The sequence below is a fragment of the Pseudomonas sp. SWRI92 genome (assembly GCF_014268685.1).
Classification (GTDB): Bacteria; Pseudomonadota; Gammaproteobacteria; order Pseudomonadales; family Pseudomonadaceae; genus Aquipseudomonas; species Aquipseudomonas marvdashtae.
The window spans coordinates 154916-171312 of sequence record NZ_JABWQY010000007.1; the positions used below are offsets into that span (position 1 = coordinate 154916).

At 58.3% G+C, this 16397-nt stretch carries 13 protein-coding genes; 9 read left to right on the top strand and 4 right to left on the bottom strand.

What is annotated here, in order from left to right:
- The first annotated feature begins 229 nt into the window (after positions 1 to 229).
- From HU762_RS13765 to HU762_RS13800, 8 genes are all read left to right on the top strand, one after another.
- Positions 230 to 1390 (top strand): glycine betaine/L-proline ABC transporter ATP-binding protein, encoded by a 1161-nt coding sequence (locus HU762_RS13765; protein WP_186637727.1) that lies wholly within the window; start codon positions 230 to 232, stop codon positions 1388 to 1390.
- Positions 1391 to 1482: 92 nt separating this feature from the next.
- Positions 1483 to 2436 carry a glycine betaine/L-proline ABC transporter permease ProW gene (gene proW, locus HU762_RS13770; protein WP_186637730.1) on the top strand — a complete coding sequence of 318 codons (954 nt, stop codon included), beginning with the start codon at positions 1483 to 1485 and terminating at the stop codon, positions 2434 to 2436.
- Positions 2437 to 2492: 56 nt separating this feature from the next.
- The gene (proX, locus tag HU762_RS13775; RefSeq protein ID WP_186637733.1) at positions 2493 to 3521 is read left to right on the top strand and encodes a glycine betaine/L-proline ABC transporter substrate-binding protein ProX; all 1029 of its coding nucleotides are present in this window, start codon (positions 2493 to 2495) and stop codon (positions 3519 to 3521) included.
- A 205-nt stretch (positions 3522 to 3726) separates the two neighbouring features.
- Entirely contained in the window at positions 3727 to 5046 is a 1320-nt protein-coding gene (locus tag HU762_RS13780) for an FAD-binding oxidoreductase (protein ID WP_186637943.1), read from the top strand.
- A 141-nt stretch (positions 5047 to 5187) separates the two neighbouring features.
- Positions 5188 to 6090, top strand: a complete 903-nt coding sequence (locus HU762_RS13785) for a dihydrodipicolinate synthase family protein (RefSeq protein ID WP_186637736.1) — start codon at positions 5188 to 5190, stop codon at positions 6088 to 6090.
- Between the two features lies 1 nt (position 6091).
- The gene (locus tag HU762_RS13790; RefSeq protein ID WP_186637739.1) at positions 6092 to 7582 is read left to right on the top strand and encodes an aldehyde dehydrogenase; all 1491 of its coding nucleotides are present in this window, start codon (positions 6092 to 6094) and stop codon (positions 7580 to 7582) included.
- A 99-nt stretch (positions 7583 to 7681) separates the two neighbouring features.
- Positions 7682 to 9043 (top strand): dimethylsulfonioproprionate lyase DddP, encoded by a 1362-nt coding sequence (gene dddP / locus HU762_RS13795; protein ID WP_186637742.1) that lies wholly within the window; start codon positions 7682 to 7684, stop codon positions 9041 to 9043.
- On the top strand, positions 9040 to 9993 hold the full coding sequence (locus tag HU762_RS13800) for a helix-turn-helix domain-containing protein (RefSeq protein WP_186637745.1): 954 nt from the start codon (positions 9040 to 9042) through the stop codon (positions 9991 to 9993). The genes dddP and HU762_RS13800 overlap by 4 nt, the downstream gene beginning before the upstream one ends.
- 139 nt (positions 9994 to 10132) lie before the next feature.
- Here HU762_RS13800 and HU762_RS13805 read toward each other — a convergent pair whose 3' ends face one another.
- The 4 genes from HU762_RS13805 to HU762_RS13820 all read right to left on the bottom strand — a co-directional run bounded on the left by HU762_RS13805 (position 10133) and on the right by HU762_RS13820 (position 14012).
- Positions 10133 to 11161, bottom strand: coding sequence for an Ldh family oxidoreductase (locus tag HU762_RS13805; RefSeq protein ID WP_186637748.1), 1029 nt, complete (start codon positions 11159 to 11161; stop codon positions 10133 to 10135).
- A 55-nt stretch (positions 11162 to 11216) separates the two neighbouring features.
- Positions 11217 to 12116, bottom strand: coding sequence for a glycine betaine ABC transporter substrate-binding protein (locus tag HU762_RS13810; protein WP_186637751.1), 900 nt, complete (start codon positions 12114 to 12116; stop codon positions 11217 to 11219).
- Positions 12117 to 12327: 211 nt separating this feature from the next.
- Complete coding sequence (locus HU762_RS13815; RefSeq protein ID WP_186637754.1) at positions 12328 to 13263, bottom strand: FAD-binding protein; 936 nt, start codon at positions 13261 to 13263, stop codon at positions 12328 to 12330.
- A complete protein-coding gene (locus tag HU762_RS13820) occupies positions 13263 to 14012 on the bottom strand; it encodes an electron transfer flavoprotein subunit beta/FixA family protein (RefSeq protein WP_186637756.1) in 750 nt (249 codons plus the stop codon). The genes HU762_RS13815 and HU762_RS13820 overlap by 1 nt, the downstream gene beginning before the upstream one ends.
- A 200-nt stretch (positions 14013 to 14212) precedes the next feature.
- Here HU762_RS13820 and HU762_RS13825 point away from each other — a divergent pair, with 200 nt between their 5' ends.
- Positions 14213 to 16249 (top strand): NADH:flavin oxidoreductase, encoded by a 2037-nt coding sequence (locus HU762_RS13825; RefSeq protein ID WP_186637759.1) that lies wholly within the window; start codon positions 14213 to 14215, stop codon positions 16247 to 16249.
- Positions 16250 to 16397 lie beyond the last annotated feature (148 nt).

A 16397-nucleotide genomic window follows, 5' to 3' on the forward strand; every position in this document is an offset into this window, starting at 1 on the left:
CGACAGGCCTCGATAACGTTAGGTTATCCATAAAGCCCTGTAAATGTTGTTGGATTTAAGACCGGGATACTTATAAATTGAAAAAAAGCCCGAGCCCAAGGGCAAACAATAAAAACAAGGTCAATGTCATGCGCACATCTATCATTTATTCCTGCCCGCCTAAATTATCAACGCTCGAACTCAATTCGATTTCGCGCGCTTGTAGCGTTACACGCAAAGGAGGGACGCGATGACTAGTTCAGACGAAATCATTTCTGTTAAGAACGTTTTTAAAATATTTGGCGCACAACCCGACGTGGCGATGAAAATGCTTGCCGCCGGCGCCTGCAAACAAGATGTCTTTGAGAAAACCGGCCAGGTTATTGGTGTTTTCGACGCCAGCTTTGCCGTCAAGCGTGGCGAAATCTTTGTGATCATGGGGCTCTCGGGTTCTGGCAAGTCGACGATGGTGCGCTTGTTCAACCGCCTTATCGAGCCCACCTCCGGCAGCATTTATCTGAACGGTCGCGAAATTACCGGGCTGGCTGATAAAGCCCTTCTGGATGTCCGCCGTAAAGAGATGGGCATGGTGTTCCAATCCTTTGCCTTGATGCCGCACATGAGCGTCTTGGAAAACACCGCCTTCGGCCTGGCGATTTCCGGCATCGCTGAAGAGGAACGCCATAGCCGCGCCAGGGAGGCCCTCAGTCAAGTCGGTCTTGCCGGACAGGAGCACAGTTATCCGCATCAACTTTCCGGTGGTATGCAGCAAAGGGTAGGCCTGGCCCGCGCGCTTGCCAACGACCCGACCATCCTGCTGATGGACGAAGCCTTTTCCGCCTTGGACCCGCTTATCCGCAGCGAGATGCAGGGAGAGCTCATTCGCCTGCAAGCCGAGCAAAAGCGGACCATCATCTTCATTTCCCACGACATTGAGGAAGCCGTTCGTATCGGTCATCGCATCGCGATCATGGAGGGCGGCCAAGTGGTACAGATCGGCACACCTCAAGAGTTGATCAGTCAACCGGCCAATGACTATGTACGCACGTTCTTCAAAGGATTCGACAGCTCCCGGATTCTCAAGGCAGGCGACGTGGCCAAGCTCGATCCTGAATGGGTTCGCAAGCTGAACGGCCAAGCGCCACAGTTCAAGGCCGGCCTACCGTTTGGTTACTTGATCGATGAAGGCGGGCAACTGCTCGGGGTCGTGGATATCGATGCCAGTGGCGCAGGTGGCAGCACGCATTACACCCAGCACCAACAGCATCCCGTATTTACCGATACCCCCCTGCACGAAGTCCTGGAAATCGCAGCCAACCTGCCCTATCCGGTCCCTGTACTCAACCGTTCGGGGGCGCTCGCCGGGACCCTGTCAAAGAGTGAGTTACTGCAAACGCTGAGCCGCCATTAATACAGGCGCGCCCTCTACGCTGGCGCGTCCCTGACCTGAAGTACCTGCGGCCTTCATAACGCCGCTGCGGTGATGATGAAGAGGTAAGCCTGATGTCCGAGTTCAGTTTTCTCGATCCGTTCCAAGTCGCGACCATTCCATTGGGTGACTGGGTGGAAAGCACCCTGAATTTTCTGGTGCACAACTTTCGCGATGTGTTCCGCGCCATCCGCTGGCCGATTGACCAAGTACTGAACGGCGTCGAATACACGTTGCAAAGCATCCCACCCAGCATTGGGATCATTCTGTCTTCCTTGCTGGGATGGCAGCTGGCCGGTAAACGCATGGCTTTGCTGTGTTTTGTGACGCTCACACTGCTGGGCCTTATCGGTGTCTGGTCCGAGTCGATGACCACGCTGGCGCTGGTACTGACTTCAGTATTCTTTTGCGCCTTGCTAGGTATACCCCTGGGTATTCTCTGCGCCCGTAGCGACAACCTGGAGAGGATCTTGCGCCCCGTACTCGATGCCATGCAGACCTTGCCGGCGTTCGTTTATCTGGTCCCTGTCGTCATGCTGTTCGGCATCGGCAACGTGCCGGGCATCCTTGTGACCATTGTCTTCGCCCTCCCCCCGTTAGTGCGCCTGACGAACCTGGGCATCCGCCAGGTACCGGAAGACAAAATAGAAGCAGCCCGCGCTTTTGGCTGCACGCCTCGGCAGATGCTGACCCGCGTTCAGTTGCCACTGGCGACCCCCACCATCATGGCCGGACTCAATCAGACCCTGATGCTCTCGCTGTCGATGGTGGTCATCGCTTCGATGATCTCGGTGGGCGGCCTTGGCCAAATGGTCCTGCGCGGCATCGGTCGCCTGGACATGGGCTTGGCTACGGTCGGCGGGACTGGCTTGGTGCTGCTCGCCATCTTCCTTGACCGACTGACCCAGGCCATGGGCGCTCGCACCGGGGCCGACCCAAGCCTGCGCTGGTATCACACAGGTCCTGTCGGCGTTGTTCTGCGCTTGTTTGGGGCGAAACAACCGGTGGGAAGGGGCAAGACAGCTTAAACCCTCGTATTCGATCTGCCGCACACGAAGATAAAACCAAAAAAAGGTACGCGAAAATGTCTGAATTCAAGCTTTCCCGCAGCATTCTCAATTGCGCTACAGCCCTCGCCATTGTGGCTACGTCCCTGTGCGCGAACGCCTCGGCCAACCAACCGGGCGACGGTGTAAAGGTTACCCCCATCTTCCCTTCTATCGCTGAGGAACGATTCCGCGGTGAAGTGGCAATGGAAGGTCTTCGAGAGCTGGGTTACAAGGTGCAGGAACCCAAGGAGACCGAGTACGGCGTCATGATGATGGCCCTGGGTAGTGGTGATGCGGACTTTACGGTGCACTTGTGGGACAAATTGCACGATAAGTTCTACCAGCAGGCCGGGGGCGATAAGGCCATGGTCAAGGCGGGCGACATTATGCCCGGCGTACTCCAAGGCTATTTGATTGACAAAAAGACCGCTGAAGCCCATGGCATCAAATACATCACCGACCTGAAAAAACCGGAAATCGCCAAACTGTTCGACACCAACGGCGACGGCAAAGCGGACATGACGGGATGCAATCCTGGCTGGGGCTGCGAGCTGGTTATCGCTCATCACATGAAGGCTTACGGCCTGGAAAAATCGATAAACGTCAACCAGGGTTCTTATTTCGCACTGATGGCCGACACCATTACTCGTTATAAGGAAGGGCAGCCGATTCTTTACTTCACTTGGGTCCCACAGTGGATCGCCACTGTTTTGGTCGAAGACAAGGATGTGGTATGGCTGGAAGTACCGAAAACCGACTTGCCTGATGGCAATAACGATGTCAACACGATGTACAACGGCAAGAACCTCGGCTTTGCGGTAGATAAAGTCGAGGCCGTGTTGAACAAAGACTTCGCCGCGAAAAATCCGGCGGCCTTGAAGTTCCTCTCGGTGATGCAAATTACCACCGCCGACGAAAGTGCCCAGAACTTGAAAATGCAACAGGGCGAGAAAAAGCCGGCTGATATCCGTCGTCATGCCAAAGACTGGGTAGCCGCCCATCGGCAGCAGTTTGACGCATGGTTGCAATCAGCTCGCGCCGCGGCGACACAAGCTAGCAAATAATAAGCCTATCGAGGTGGGGCACGTCGCTGACTGCCCCGTCCTTTAATGACATTGCGTTCGTCGCAGCACTTCGCCTCACAACACAGTTAATTGAAACTGCAAGTCTTGACACTTACGTCCGTTGATTACTCAGCTCACGTGAAATTATCGAGCACCCTTTTTTGCATGACTGGCGTCGGATCGGTTGAATGAACAGGATCTTGAAATGTTAAAAGTCTCTTCGTTACCTGCCGATGATCAATCTTGCGGGTGGTATCACTTGAGCAGGGGGCGCCAGATCAGGCCCGCCCATCAAGGTCATAGCAGCGCCCGTTGGGTCATTGTCGGTGCCGGCTTCACAGGGCTTGCCGCCGCCCGTCAACTCGCCACTCACTTCCCCGACGATCAGATCGTGTTGATCGACGCTCAGGAAGTGGGCTTTGGAACTTCCGGTCGTAATGCCGGGTTCGCTATCGACCTGCCACATGACATCGCCGCTGAGGACTACATTGGCGATATCGCCACGGCCAAAACAACGCTGAAACTTAATCTCAGTGGTTTGAGTTATTTAAAAGAGTTGGTTGAACGCCACGGCATCGATTGCCAAATGAAGCATTGCGGCAAATATCAGGCGGCCGTTGAACCCAGAGGCATCGCCGTCCTGGAGGCCTACCGCCGCGGACTCGATAAACTCGATCAGCCCTACCAGATGATCGAGGCTAGCGAACTGCCCGAACATATCGGCACGCATTTTTACCGCAAAGCGTTATTTACGCCGGGGACTTCTTTGCTTCAGCCTTCGGCGCTGGTCAAAGGTTTGGCCGACAGTCTCCCCAGTAACGTGACGCTGTATGAAAACACCGCGGTCACCCATGTGGAGTACGGCACGAAGACCGTGCTCACGCACGCTGCGGGTTCAATCACCGCCGACAAACTGATCCTGACCAATAATGCCTTTGGCATGAGTTTCGGCTTCCTGAAGGGCCGCATGCTACCGGTGTTTACCTATGCCAGCCTGACCCGCCCCATGACCGAGCAAGAACAAGCTCGCCTCGGTGGCCGGCCTTATTGGGGTGTCATTCCCGCGGATCCATTCGGTACCACGGTACGTCGCACACCGGATAACCGTCTTTTGATCCGTAACAGTTTCAGCTTTAACCCGGATGGCCGCAGCGACTCAAAATATCTGAAACGCTTTGTCGCCAGGCATCAGGCCTCTTTCGAACGACGCTTTCCCATGCTGCCTGAAATGAACTTCGAATATACCTGGGGCGGTGCACTGGCTCTTTCACGGAACCATATGGGTTATTTCGGCGAACTTTCACCCAACGTCTATGGGGCGCTGTGCTGCAACGGATTAGGTGTTACCCGAGGGACGGCGACCGGCAAACTCTTGGCTGATTGGCTGGCTGGAGAACAATCCGAGCTCATTGATTTCGTCTTGAAATCACCCGGCCCCTGCCCTAACCCACCCGCGCCGCTAGTTTCCGCAGGCGTCAATATAAGTTTGCGATGGGGGCAGTACCGAGCGGGTAAAGAAAGTTGACCTGGGCCGCCAAATTTAAAGAAGTTGAAGTCGTTCGTTCGACTTTCAGCAAGCGGCCTCCCTTGGTTTAAAAATTGGCTGCGCTGACTCTATCGAGCTAGCGCCGCTTGATAGGCAGTGACACTAATTGGAGCGAGATTGATGAAATTTGAAGGCATTTACACACCGGCCGTTACGCCTCTGACCTCTGATGGCAGTATCGATAAGACAGCCTTCGCCGAAGTTTTGGAGTATCTGGTCGACTCCAAGGTGCACGGCATCATAATCGGCGGCTCAACCGGCGAATATTATGCCCACACCGCCCAGGAGCGTTTCGACCTGGCCGCCCAGGCCAAGGATGTCCTGCGCGGTCGTCTGCCGCTGATCGTCGGTACCGGCGCCATCCGCACTGAAGACTCGGTCGCCTACGCCGAAGCAGCGAAGGCCATCAAGGCCGATGCGTTGTTGGTTGGCTCGCCACCCTATGCACTGCCGACACAAAAAGAGATCGCCCTGCATGTCAAGGCCGTGGACCGCGCCGCCGACCTCCCCATCATGCTTTACAACTATCCAGGCCGCATGAGCGTGAGCATGGGCGAGGAGTTCTTTGATGAGGTCCGCGATGTGAAGAACATCGTCGCCATCAAGGAAAGCTCCGGTGACACGGCCCAGATGCACCGTTTGGCCTGCAAATACCCACACATCGCCCTGTCTTGTGGCTGGGACGATCAAGCCCTGGAGTTTTTCGCCTGGGGCGCCCGCAGTTGGGTGTGTGCCGGATCCAACTTCATTCCCCACGAACACGTCGCGCTGTACGAGGCCTGCGTTGTCGAGAAAGACTTCGACAAAGGCCGCCGCATCATGGCGGCGATGATGCCGCTGATGGACTTTCTGGAAGGCGGAAAGTTTGTCCAGTCCATCAAGTACGGGTGTGAACTGAACGGCTTGAGCACCGGTGGCCTGCGCGCGCCCCTGCACGGCCTGGACCTTGAGGAAAAGCAGGCGCTGCAAGGCGTCGTCACCGAGCTCAAGCGCAACATCGCGCAGATCACTGGAGGTGTCTGAAATGGCTGATTTACTGAGCAAAGAACAGTACGCGGCCATCGCCGCCCAGTTGAAATTTCCTACCCAGGCGTTCATCAACGGCGAGTTCCGCGATGCCCTCTCTGGAAAAACCTTTATCACGACGAACCCTGCCACGGGTGAACAGCTTGCGGAGATCGCGGCGTGCGATACCCGTGACGTCGATGTTGCCGTAGCCGCCGCCAAGCAAGCCTTCGAGGATGGTCGCTGGCATAAGCTGTCACCCGGCGCACGTAAGCAGGTGCTCCTGCGTTTCGCCCAATTACTGGAAGACAACGCCCACGAGCTCGCCGTGCTGGAAAGCCTGGACAGCGGCAAGCCGGTCAGCGAATGCCAGAACGTCGATGTACCCGACACGATCCATACCCTGCGCTGGCATGCGGAGTTGATCGACAAGGTATACGACAGCACCGCGCCGACCGGCCACGGTGCGGTCACCCTGGTGGTGCGCGAAGCGATCGGTGTCGTCGGCCTGGTCCTGCCGTGGAACTTCCCCTTGTTGATGCTGGCCTGGAAGATTGGTCCGTCCTTGACCGCTGGCTGTTCCATCGTGGTCAAACCGGCCAAGGAAACCACCCTGACCGCGCTGCGTGTTGCCGAGCTGGCCCATCAGGCCGGTATTCCGGCAGGCGTATTCAACATTACCCCTGGCGGCGGCCGGGAGGCTGGCGAGGCAATCGGTCGGCATATGGATGTGGCGATGGTCAGCTTCACCGGTTCTACCGACACGGGCCGGTTGTTCCTCAAGTACGCGTCCGAGTCGAACCTCAAGCGCGTCGTGCTGGAACTAGGGGGTAAAAACCCTGCCGTGGTGATGAATGACTGCGAAGACCTTGATCAGGTTGCCCAGTATGTGACGGCCGGCGCTTTCTGGAACATGGGTGAAAACTGCTCGGCCTCCTCACGGCTGATCGTCCATAAAGACGTCAAGGATGAACTGCTGCAACTGATCGGCAAGCATCTGCGCGATTGGAAAATGGGTGACCCGCTGGATCCTGAAAATCGCCTTGGCGCCATGATCAGCAAAACCCATTTCGACAAGGTACGTTCGTATCTGGAATACGCAGCCGAGCACAAACTCAATGTGCTGCAAGGTGGCGAAACCGAGTCCGGCGTGTTCGTGCAGCCGACCATCATCGATGGCGTCGAACGTGACAGTCGCCTGTTTATCGAGGAGATCTTCGGGCCGGTATTGAGCGTCACCAGCTTCAGCACGATCGACGAAGCCATCGAACTTGCCAATGACACGGTCTACGGCCTGGCGGCATCCGCCTATACCGGCAGCCTGCGTAACGCCTTGCGCCTGTCGCGGGAGATTCGTGCGGGCGTGGTCACGGTCAACTGTTTCGGTGAAGGCGACGCCTCCACGCCGTTCGGCGGCTACAAGGAGTCTGGCTTTGGCGGACGCGACAAATCCGTCTGGGCACACGATCAGTACACCGAGCTGAAAACCATCTGGATCGATGCTTCGTAACCTGATCGAGCACGGGCTGTACTGACAGCGTTCAGCACACCGGTCACCGCTCCACGCAAGCGGTGATCGGATTAGGTGTTAAAGCGTATGGATCCCTTCATGACCACTTCACCTTTTTCAGTTCCAGCCAATGCTCGGCGCATCGACCCCGCCAGGCAGCGCGCAACTGCATTAAAAAAAGACGGCTCCGTCAATGACAACGACCGTGTCGAAATCGGCCCTACTCCGCTGGCTTTTGCCGAGTGGGAGAGCTTGGGCCTGGAGCCGCCCCATTTACCTACCTTGCGTACGTACCGATTGCAACGGATCGTGGATCAATTGGTCGCCCGTGACCTGGGCGGCATTCTGTTATTCGACCCACTGAATATCCGCTATGCGACCGATACCACCAACATGCAGCTGTGGACGACCCATAACCCCGCACGAGCATGCTTTGTCGCCGCCAGCGGGCATGTCGTCCTGTGGGACTTTCATGGTTGCGATCACCTTTCCGCCCACCTGCCACTGGTTACGGAGTTGCGCAGCGGCGCATCGTTTTTCTTTTTCGAGACCGGTGAGCACACGGATCGGCACGCCAGGCATTTCGCCGCGCAAATCGACGAATTGCTGCGCCAACACGCCGGAGCCAACCGCCGCCTTGCGGTCGATCGAGTCGAAGTCGCCGGCGTGCGCGCATTGGATGCCCTGGCGATCGAGCTTTGCAGCGGCCAGGAAGTCACCGAATTCGCGCGCATGATCAAGGGCCCGGATGAAATCAAGGCGATGCGCTGCGCGGTGGCTTCGTGCGAAGCCTCAGTGGCCGAAATGCACCGGGCAATGCGTGCCGGCGCGACCGAAAACGATGTCTGGGCCGCCTTGCACTCCGGCAATATCCGCCGCGGTGGCGAATGGATCGAGACGCGTATCCTCAGTTCCGGTCCTCGCACCAACCCCTGGTTCCAAGAGTCAGGCCCACGGGTGTTAAGCGACGGTGACTTGCTGTCCTTCGACACGGATCTGATCGGCACCTACGGCATGTGCGTGGACATGTCCCGCAGCTGGATCTGTGGGGCACTGGAACCTACGGCCGAACAGAAGCGCCTGTACCGGATCGCCCACGACCATATCGTCCATAACACCGAGTTGATCAAGCCAGGCGTACGCTTCACCGAGCTGACCGCCAGGGCGCACCGGTTGCCCGAACCGTGCCGGGCCCAACGCTATGGCGTGCTTTATCACGGCGTCGGCCTGTGTGACGAATACCCGAGCATTCGCTACCCAGAGGACTCGGAATCCTACGGATACGAGGGCGAACTGCAGCCGGGCATGACTCTTTGCGTCGAAGCGTACGTGGGTGAGGTGGGCGGACGGGATGGCATCAAACTGGAGAACCAATTGCTGGTGACTCAGACCGGTTATGAATTACTCACCCACTACCCTTTCGATGAGAGTTTCCTGCGGGATACGAAGCACAACTCATGAACCAGCTGACTGAAGCCCAGAAAACATCGAGCGTGGGATTCCTGTTGCTCGATAACTTTTCCCTGACCTGTTTCACTCATTGCCTGGACGTGCTGGTGACCGCCAACCTCATCCAGCCCGGGTCGATAAGAATCCATACCTTCAGTCGCAACGACTCTGAAGTGATCAGCGACCTGGCAATCCCCATCAGGCCAGACACACCGTTGACCGATATCAGGATCGCGGCGCTGGACTTGATGATTGTCTGCGGCGGGCTACGCACGCCGAGGGTACTTTCCGGCGGGCTGGTAACGCTGCTGACCAAGCTGGCGAACCTGCCCATTGCGCTCGGCGGGTTATGGAACGGCGCCTGGTACTTGGGCAAGGCCGGACTGCTGGATGGTTACCGATGCGCTATTCATGCCGAACAACGAATGGCCCTGTCAGAGTGTTCGCCGAAGACCACCGTGACGCTCGACACAGTAGTGTTCGACAGGGACCGGTTCACGGCATCAAACCCAGCCGGTGCCTTTCAAATCATGATGAAGTGGCTTTACGCTGCCCTCGACCAGAAAGTCGCGGATGCGGTGTTTGATCTGCTGGACCATGAATCTCGATTCCGTACCTCGGCCAAGGTGCTGGACCGCAAAGTCAGCGCGTCCCTGCGAGAAGTCATTGCATTGATGGAGTGCAATCTTGAAGAACCACTGGGCCTGGATCTGCTCGCCCAATGCGTTCAACTTTCCAAGCGCCAGATCCAACGTCTGTTTCGAAAACAAATCAATATGTCCCCCCAACGGTATTATCTGGAACTTCGGCTGACCGAAGCACGGCGCCTGCTACAGAACTCCAGGTTGACCGTCACTGACGTCGCCATTGCCTGCGGTTTCGTCTCCACCCCTCATTTCAGCAAGTGCTACAGCACGCTCTTCGGTTGTCCGCCATCAAAGGAAAGTCGTTATGAAATATAGCGTCGGCCGATGAGGCGCCAGGCTTCACGGCGCAATCTCGCCTGTTGCACGAAGGCTACCGATTTCCAACCAGAGGCTGGACCTTCAGTGCTGTTCATCTCGTTTCGCCTCCCATTTCCGAGCGACGTATCGAACTAGGCTACAGACGGCTCAACTGTTCCAGCAAATCAACGGGAACACTGATCCCATCATCCTGCGCGGCGACCGTTGCGTGTTGCCGTTCCCATCCCGGCCTGTGGACATGCATCTGCGTCAGGCGGGCCAGTTGACTGGCAAGCCGCTGCTCGAATCCCGGCGAAAAGAAATCCGGCGCCAGAAGCAGGAGCAACAGGCCACAGCCGGGCGTCTGGTTTCCCTGGTTGAAATCCGGCGCATCCAACGACCAATTGGCCCCCGTGAGCCCCGCCGCCAGAACCTCGACCATGAGCATCAGATTGGCCCCTCGGTGACCACCAAAAGGCAGCAGCGCACCGCCCAGCGCCGCCAAGGCGTTGCGTGTGCCGTGCCCTTGCTGGTCCACCGCCCAGCCCTCGGGAATATCGCTGCCCGTCGAAGCGGCGTGGGCGATGTTCACGAACGCCGCAGCACTGCAGGCCTGGTCGAACTGCAGGGGGATACCATCGGCCGAGGGCGCGGCAAATGAGAGTGGATTGGTCGAGTAAGTCTTGCCCTTGGCGCCAGGAACGGCCACCAGCGCCGGTCCGTTTGCGACTGCCAAGGCAATCAGCCCGGCCTGGGCAAACCGCAGCGTGTAGTCGCCCAGCTCGCCGCTGGTGAAGCTATTCCATTGGCTGAGCGCGGCCATGCCATTGGCCTGCGCGGCATGGCACAACGAATCGAAACAGCGATCGACACCAAGCTGGGCAATTCCGCCTTGGGCATCAGACTTGAAGATAATCGCGCCGGCGCGGGAGACGCGTGGCTCGGCACGCGGATTGATACGTCCGGAGGAAAACCCCGGCAAGTAATCGGCGAGGTGCCGAAACCCCACGGCGTGGTTACCGCGCGCTTGCGCAGCCACGGTGGCATGGGCCAATGAGAGCGCAACCGCTGATGAGCAGCCCTTCGCTTCGCAGAGATGCGCCACCCAGTCGATCGCTTCATTAAGGGTTAAGCGACGATAAGTTGTGGTCTTCAAGGGTATCGCCTGACTAATCGATCGATACATCCGATACCCTTCACCAAGGGCATCGGATGGCAACACAACTATCGGACAGCGGCCATTACTGGGCCGGTGTCGCGGAAGCCGTCTGGCTGCCGAACATCGCTTCGAAACGAGGCTTGTTGGCGGCGTAGTACTCTGCAACGACCTTGTCTGCCGAACTGTCACGGGCGCTCGCCATCAACTTCTCAAGGTCGGCCTTGGGAATCTTGAAGTTGGCGAAGAACCGGGCGACATCGGGATGCTCGGCGCTGAAGCCTTTGCGGGCAATCGCGTGAATTTGCTCGGCGCCGCCGAACACCTGCTTCGGATCATCCAAGTAACGCAGTGGCCACTTGGCGAACATCCAGTGCGGGCTCCAGGCGTTGACCAATGCCCACTTGTCACGCTTGAGGTTGCGATCCAGCTCGCTCAACATGCCGGACTCTGAAGAGGCGACCATCTTGTAGCCATCGAGCTTGTACTCCTTGATGGCCTTCTCCGTCAGCTTGTACTGCCCGTTGCCCACTTCCGACGTCAGGATCTTGCCTCCGAGTTTTTCCCGCACTTCAGGCTTGTTCAGGTCTTCGACACTGGCCAGTTCGCTGGTGGGAATGGACGTTGGCACCGCCATGCCGATCCGACCTTCATACAACACGCCGAGGTCTTCGAGCTTATCCTGGTATTTGTCGTAGAACGACTTGTGAGTGCTCGGCAGCCAAACCATCGGGATCAGGTCGATATTGCCGTTGGCCAAGGCCTGGAACTGAATGCCAATATCGGCGAGCACCAATTTGACCGGTTGCTTCAAGTGGTCGCGCAATGCTGTATCGGCCAGCTTTACCGCTATTTCCGTATCCGACCAGTTCACCCAACCGATACGAATGGGCGTGGGTTCCTCGGCGTGGGCGATCAGACTGCCACAGGCCAATGCAAGGCCCGTAAACCAGCCGACAAAAGTTTTATTGGATAACGTCATCATGTGCATCTCCGCAGACTGTATTAGTAGTTATTGGCAGGGCAGTAGAAGCATTCATTCCCATCAGGAGCGCCAAATGGCATCGCCTTGCAGCAGACTTCATTTGATGCGCGGACAGTTGTAGTTATGGCAGATCAGTCGAGTTTCCAGGTCGGTCGGCCCTCCCCCGCCTTTTGGCGGAGTTGATGCGCTAATAGATTCACTCAAGCCCCGTTCACAACGCCTTTTCGAGCGCCGGCAGTACTTCGAACAGGTCCGCCACCAGCATGTAATCCGCCACTTGCGCAATCGGCGCCTCAGCGTCCTGGTTGATCGCGACGATGACTTTTGAACCACTCATGCCCGCCAGATGCTGAATGGCCCCGCTGATACCTGCGGCGATATAAAGTTCTGGCGCGACGATTTTCCCGGTCTGCCCGACCTGCAAATCGTTGGGCGCAAATCCCGAATCCACAGCAGCGCGGGAGGCCCCTACGGCACCGCCGAGCTTGTCGGCCACGCGCTCGATCAGGGCGAAATTCTCTTTGCTCTGCATGCCGCGGCCACCGGACACGACGACGCGGGCGCTCGCCAGGTCGGGCCTTTCGCTGGCGGTCAGTTGTTCACTGACGAAGCGCACGTTGCTTGCGCTTTGCCCGCCCTTCACCGCCAGCACTTCACAGGGATGCTCATGGGCCAAGGCTTGGGCGAACGCCGAGGCGCGGACGGTGAGCAACTTGATCGGGTCGAGGGACTGAACCGTGGCGATCGCATTGCCGGCGTAAATGGGTCGCTGGAAGGTGTCCGCCGAAACGATGTAGGTGACGTCGGACAGCATGCCGACATCCAGGCTGGCAGCCACCCTCGGCAGCAGATTGCGACCCATGCTGCTGGCGTCGGCAACGACGTGCGTATACCCCTCGGCCACCAGCGAAGTGATCAGCGGTTGGACATTTTCCGCCAGGGGGTTTTCGAACATCGTCCCTTGTGCGAGCAGCACCCGGTCCAGGCCCTGGGCCAGTGCCGCCTGTTGCACCACCGTCGCCGCATCCGCCCCGCCCATCACCAGCAAATCCGTCTCGGCACCCAAGGCGATGGCGGCGGTCACGGCACTCCATGTACCTGCCGTCAACTGACCTGCGCTGTGCTCGGCGATCACCAATGTGCGCATCAAATCACCCCCGCTACGTTCTTCAATTTATCCACCAGCTCGGCCACCGAACTGACGTTGATCCCCGCTTTGCGCACCGCAGGCGGGACCACCCCTAATAATCGAGCGTGTTCCTTCACGCTCGCGCCCAAGGTGTCGGCGGAAACGATTTCAAGCGGTTTTTTTTTGGCTTTCATGATGTTCGGCAACGACGCGTAGCGCGGCTGATTCAGGCGCAAGTCGCAGGTCACCACGGCCGGCATTTCAAGCGCGACCATTTGGCTGCCACCGTCGACTTCACGCTCGACGACCCATTGCCCGTCGACCTGATTGATTGCAGAGGCGTAAGTGGCCTGACCGCTGCCGATCAACTGCGCGACCATTTGGCCGACCTGGTTGTTTTCCTGGTCGATGGCCTGTTTGCCGAACAGGATCAGTTGCGGCTTCTCTTGATCGATCACTTTGCTCAGGTACTTGGCGACGTTGAGTGGCTCGAGTAGCGCATTCGTCTCGACCAGCAGCGCCCGGTCCGCACCCAGTGCCAATGCCGTGCGCAGTTGTTCCTGGGCGGCCGAAGTGCCCACCGAGACCACCACCACTTCGGATGCCAGCCCTTTCTCCTTGAGGCGAATCGCCTCTTCCACCGCGATCTCGCAGAACGGGTTCAAGGCCATCTTCACGCCATTGAGCTCGACGTCTGAACCGTCAGCTTTCACCCGGACTTTCACATTCGGGTCGATGGCACGCTTTACCGCAACGAGCACTTTCATGGCCGCCTCGCACTCTGGATGTATGCCTGGGGTGACCGGCTGGACGACCTGGAGCACCCCTGTTTCGACTGGATGGTAATCCTGGTTTTTCCGCCACGCAAGAAAAATGTACACCTGTGTCTCAATCGTTGACACACATGAACATTCAACCTACCGTTATGTCAAAACCAAGCCTGATGTTCTGTTCCCGGAGCAACACCATGTCCAGCGATCCTCTGCTGCAGCCCTACAAGATCAAGCACCTGACCCTCAAGAATCGGATCATGACCACGTCCCATGAGCCGGCGTATCCTGTCGACGGCATGCCGAAGGATCTGTACCGCGCTTATCACGTCGAACGCGCCAAGGCCGGCGTTGCGCTGACCATGACCGCGGGCTCCGCCGCGGTTTCACGGGACAGCCCGCCGGTGTTCAACAACGTGCTGGCGTACAAGGACGAAGTGGTCAAATGGATGAAGGACCTGACCGACGAATGCCACGAACACGGCGCGGCGGTGATGATCCAACTGACCCACCTGGGACGGCGCACGCGCTGGGACAAGGCAGACTGGCTGCCGGTCGTCTCACCGTCCCATCGCCGGGAAGCGTCCCACCGGGCCTTCCCGAAAAAGATGGAAGACTGGGACATCGATCGGATCGTCAAGGATTACGTGGACGCCGCCGAACGCATGAAGGCCGCCGGTCTCGATGGCTTGGAACTGCAGGCGTACGGGCACCTCATGGATCAATTCTGGTCGCCACTGACCAACGATCTCGATGGCCCTTACGGTGGCTCTCTGGAAAACCGCATGCGCTTCACCTTCGAGGTGTTGCGCGGTATCCGCCAGCGCTGCGGTGAGGATTTCCTGCTCGGGGTGCGCTACACCGGCGATGAAGACCTGCCCGGTGGCTTTGGCGCCAGCGACGGCCTGCAGATTTCCCATATGCTCAAGGACAGCGGCCTGGTGGACTTCCTCAACGTCGTTCGCGGGCACATCGATACCGATGCCGGCCTCACCGACGTGATTCCGATCCAGGGCATGCGCAACTCGCCGCACCTGGATTTCGCCGGCGAGATTCGCTCCGCCACAGGCTTCCCGACATTCCATGCGGCCAAGATTCCGGACGTTGCCACGGCGCGGCACGCCATCGCCTCCGGCAAGGTCGACATGATCGGCATGACCCGCGCGCACATGACCGACCCGCACATCGTGCGCAAGATCATCGAAAAACGTGAAGAGGAAATCCGCCCATGCGTGGGCGCGAACTACTGCCTGGACCGCATCTACCAGGGCGGCGCCGCGTATTGCATTCACAACGCCGCCACCGGTCGCGAAACCACCATGCCCCACGACATCCCCAAGGCGACAGTCAAACGCAAGGTGGTGGTGATCGGCACCGGCCCGGCGGGCCTGGAAGCGGCACGGGTGGCTGGCGAACGTGGCCACGAGGTCACGGTATTCGAAGTGGCGGATCAGCCCGGTGGACAGATCCGCTTGACCGCGCAGAGCGAGCGGCGGCGCGAGATGATCAGCATCATCGACTGGCGCATGGCGCAATGCGAGCGGCTGGGTGTGAAGTTCCAGTTCAATACCTGGGCCGAAACCGACACGGTCATGGCCGAGGAACCTCACGTGGTAATCGTCGCCACGGGCGGCCTGCCCCACACCGAGGTGCTCAAGCACGGCAACGAACTGGTGGTGTCGACCTGGGACATCATTTCCGGCGACGTCAAGCCTGGCCAGAACGTGCTGATCTTCGACGACGCGGGTGACCACGCGGCGCTGCAAGCGGCGGAAGTGATTGCCAACAGCGGCGCAAAACTGGAGATCGTCACGCCAGACCGGTCATTTGCGCCGGAGGTGATGGCGATGAACCTGGTGCCGTACATGCGCAGCCTGCAGGACCTGGACGTCACTTTCACTGTCACCTATCGGGTTGACTCCGTGGAAAAACGCGACGGTCGCCTGGTGGTCAACTTCGGCAGCGACTACGGCCAGGTGCACAAGCAGCGCGTGGTCGATCAGGTAGTGGTCAACCACGGCACCCTGCCCCTGGACGACCTGTATTTCGAATTGCGCCCGCATTCGAGCAACAACGGTGCGGTCGAACAACACGATCTGATTGCCGGGAAAACCCAGAATATCGTGACCAACCCCGAAGGCCGTTTCCAGTTGTTCCGGATCGGCGATGCGGTGTCGGCGCGCAATACCCATGCGGCGATCTACGATGCGTTGCGGCTGGTCAAGGACATCTGAAGTCAATGTCCTTTATCGGTGCCTGATGAAAATCAAAAATGTGCGCGAGCTTGTTCGCGATAGCGGTTTCACAGTCGACAGAGATGTTGGATGTGCTGGCCTCTTCGCGAGCAGGCTCGCTCGCAAAGTCTTCTATGCAGATAGAACT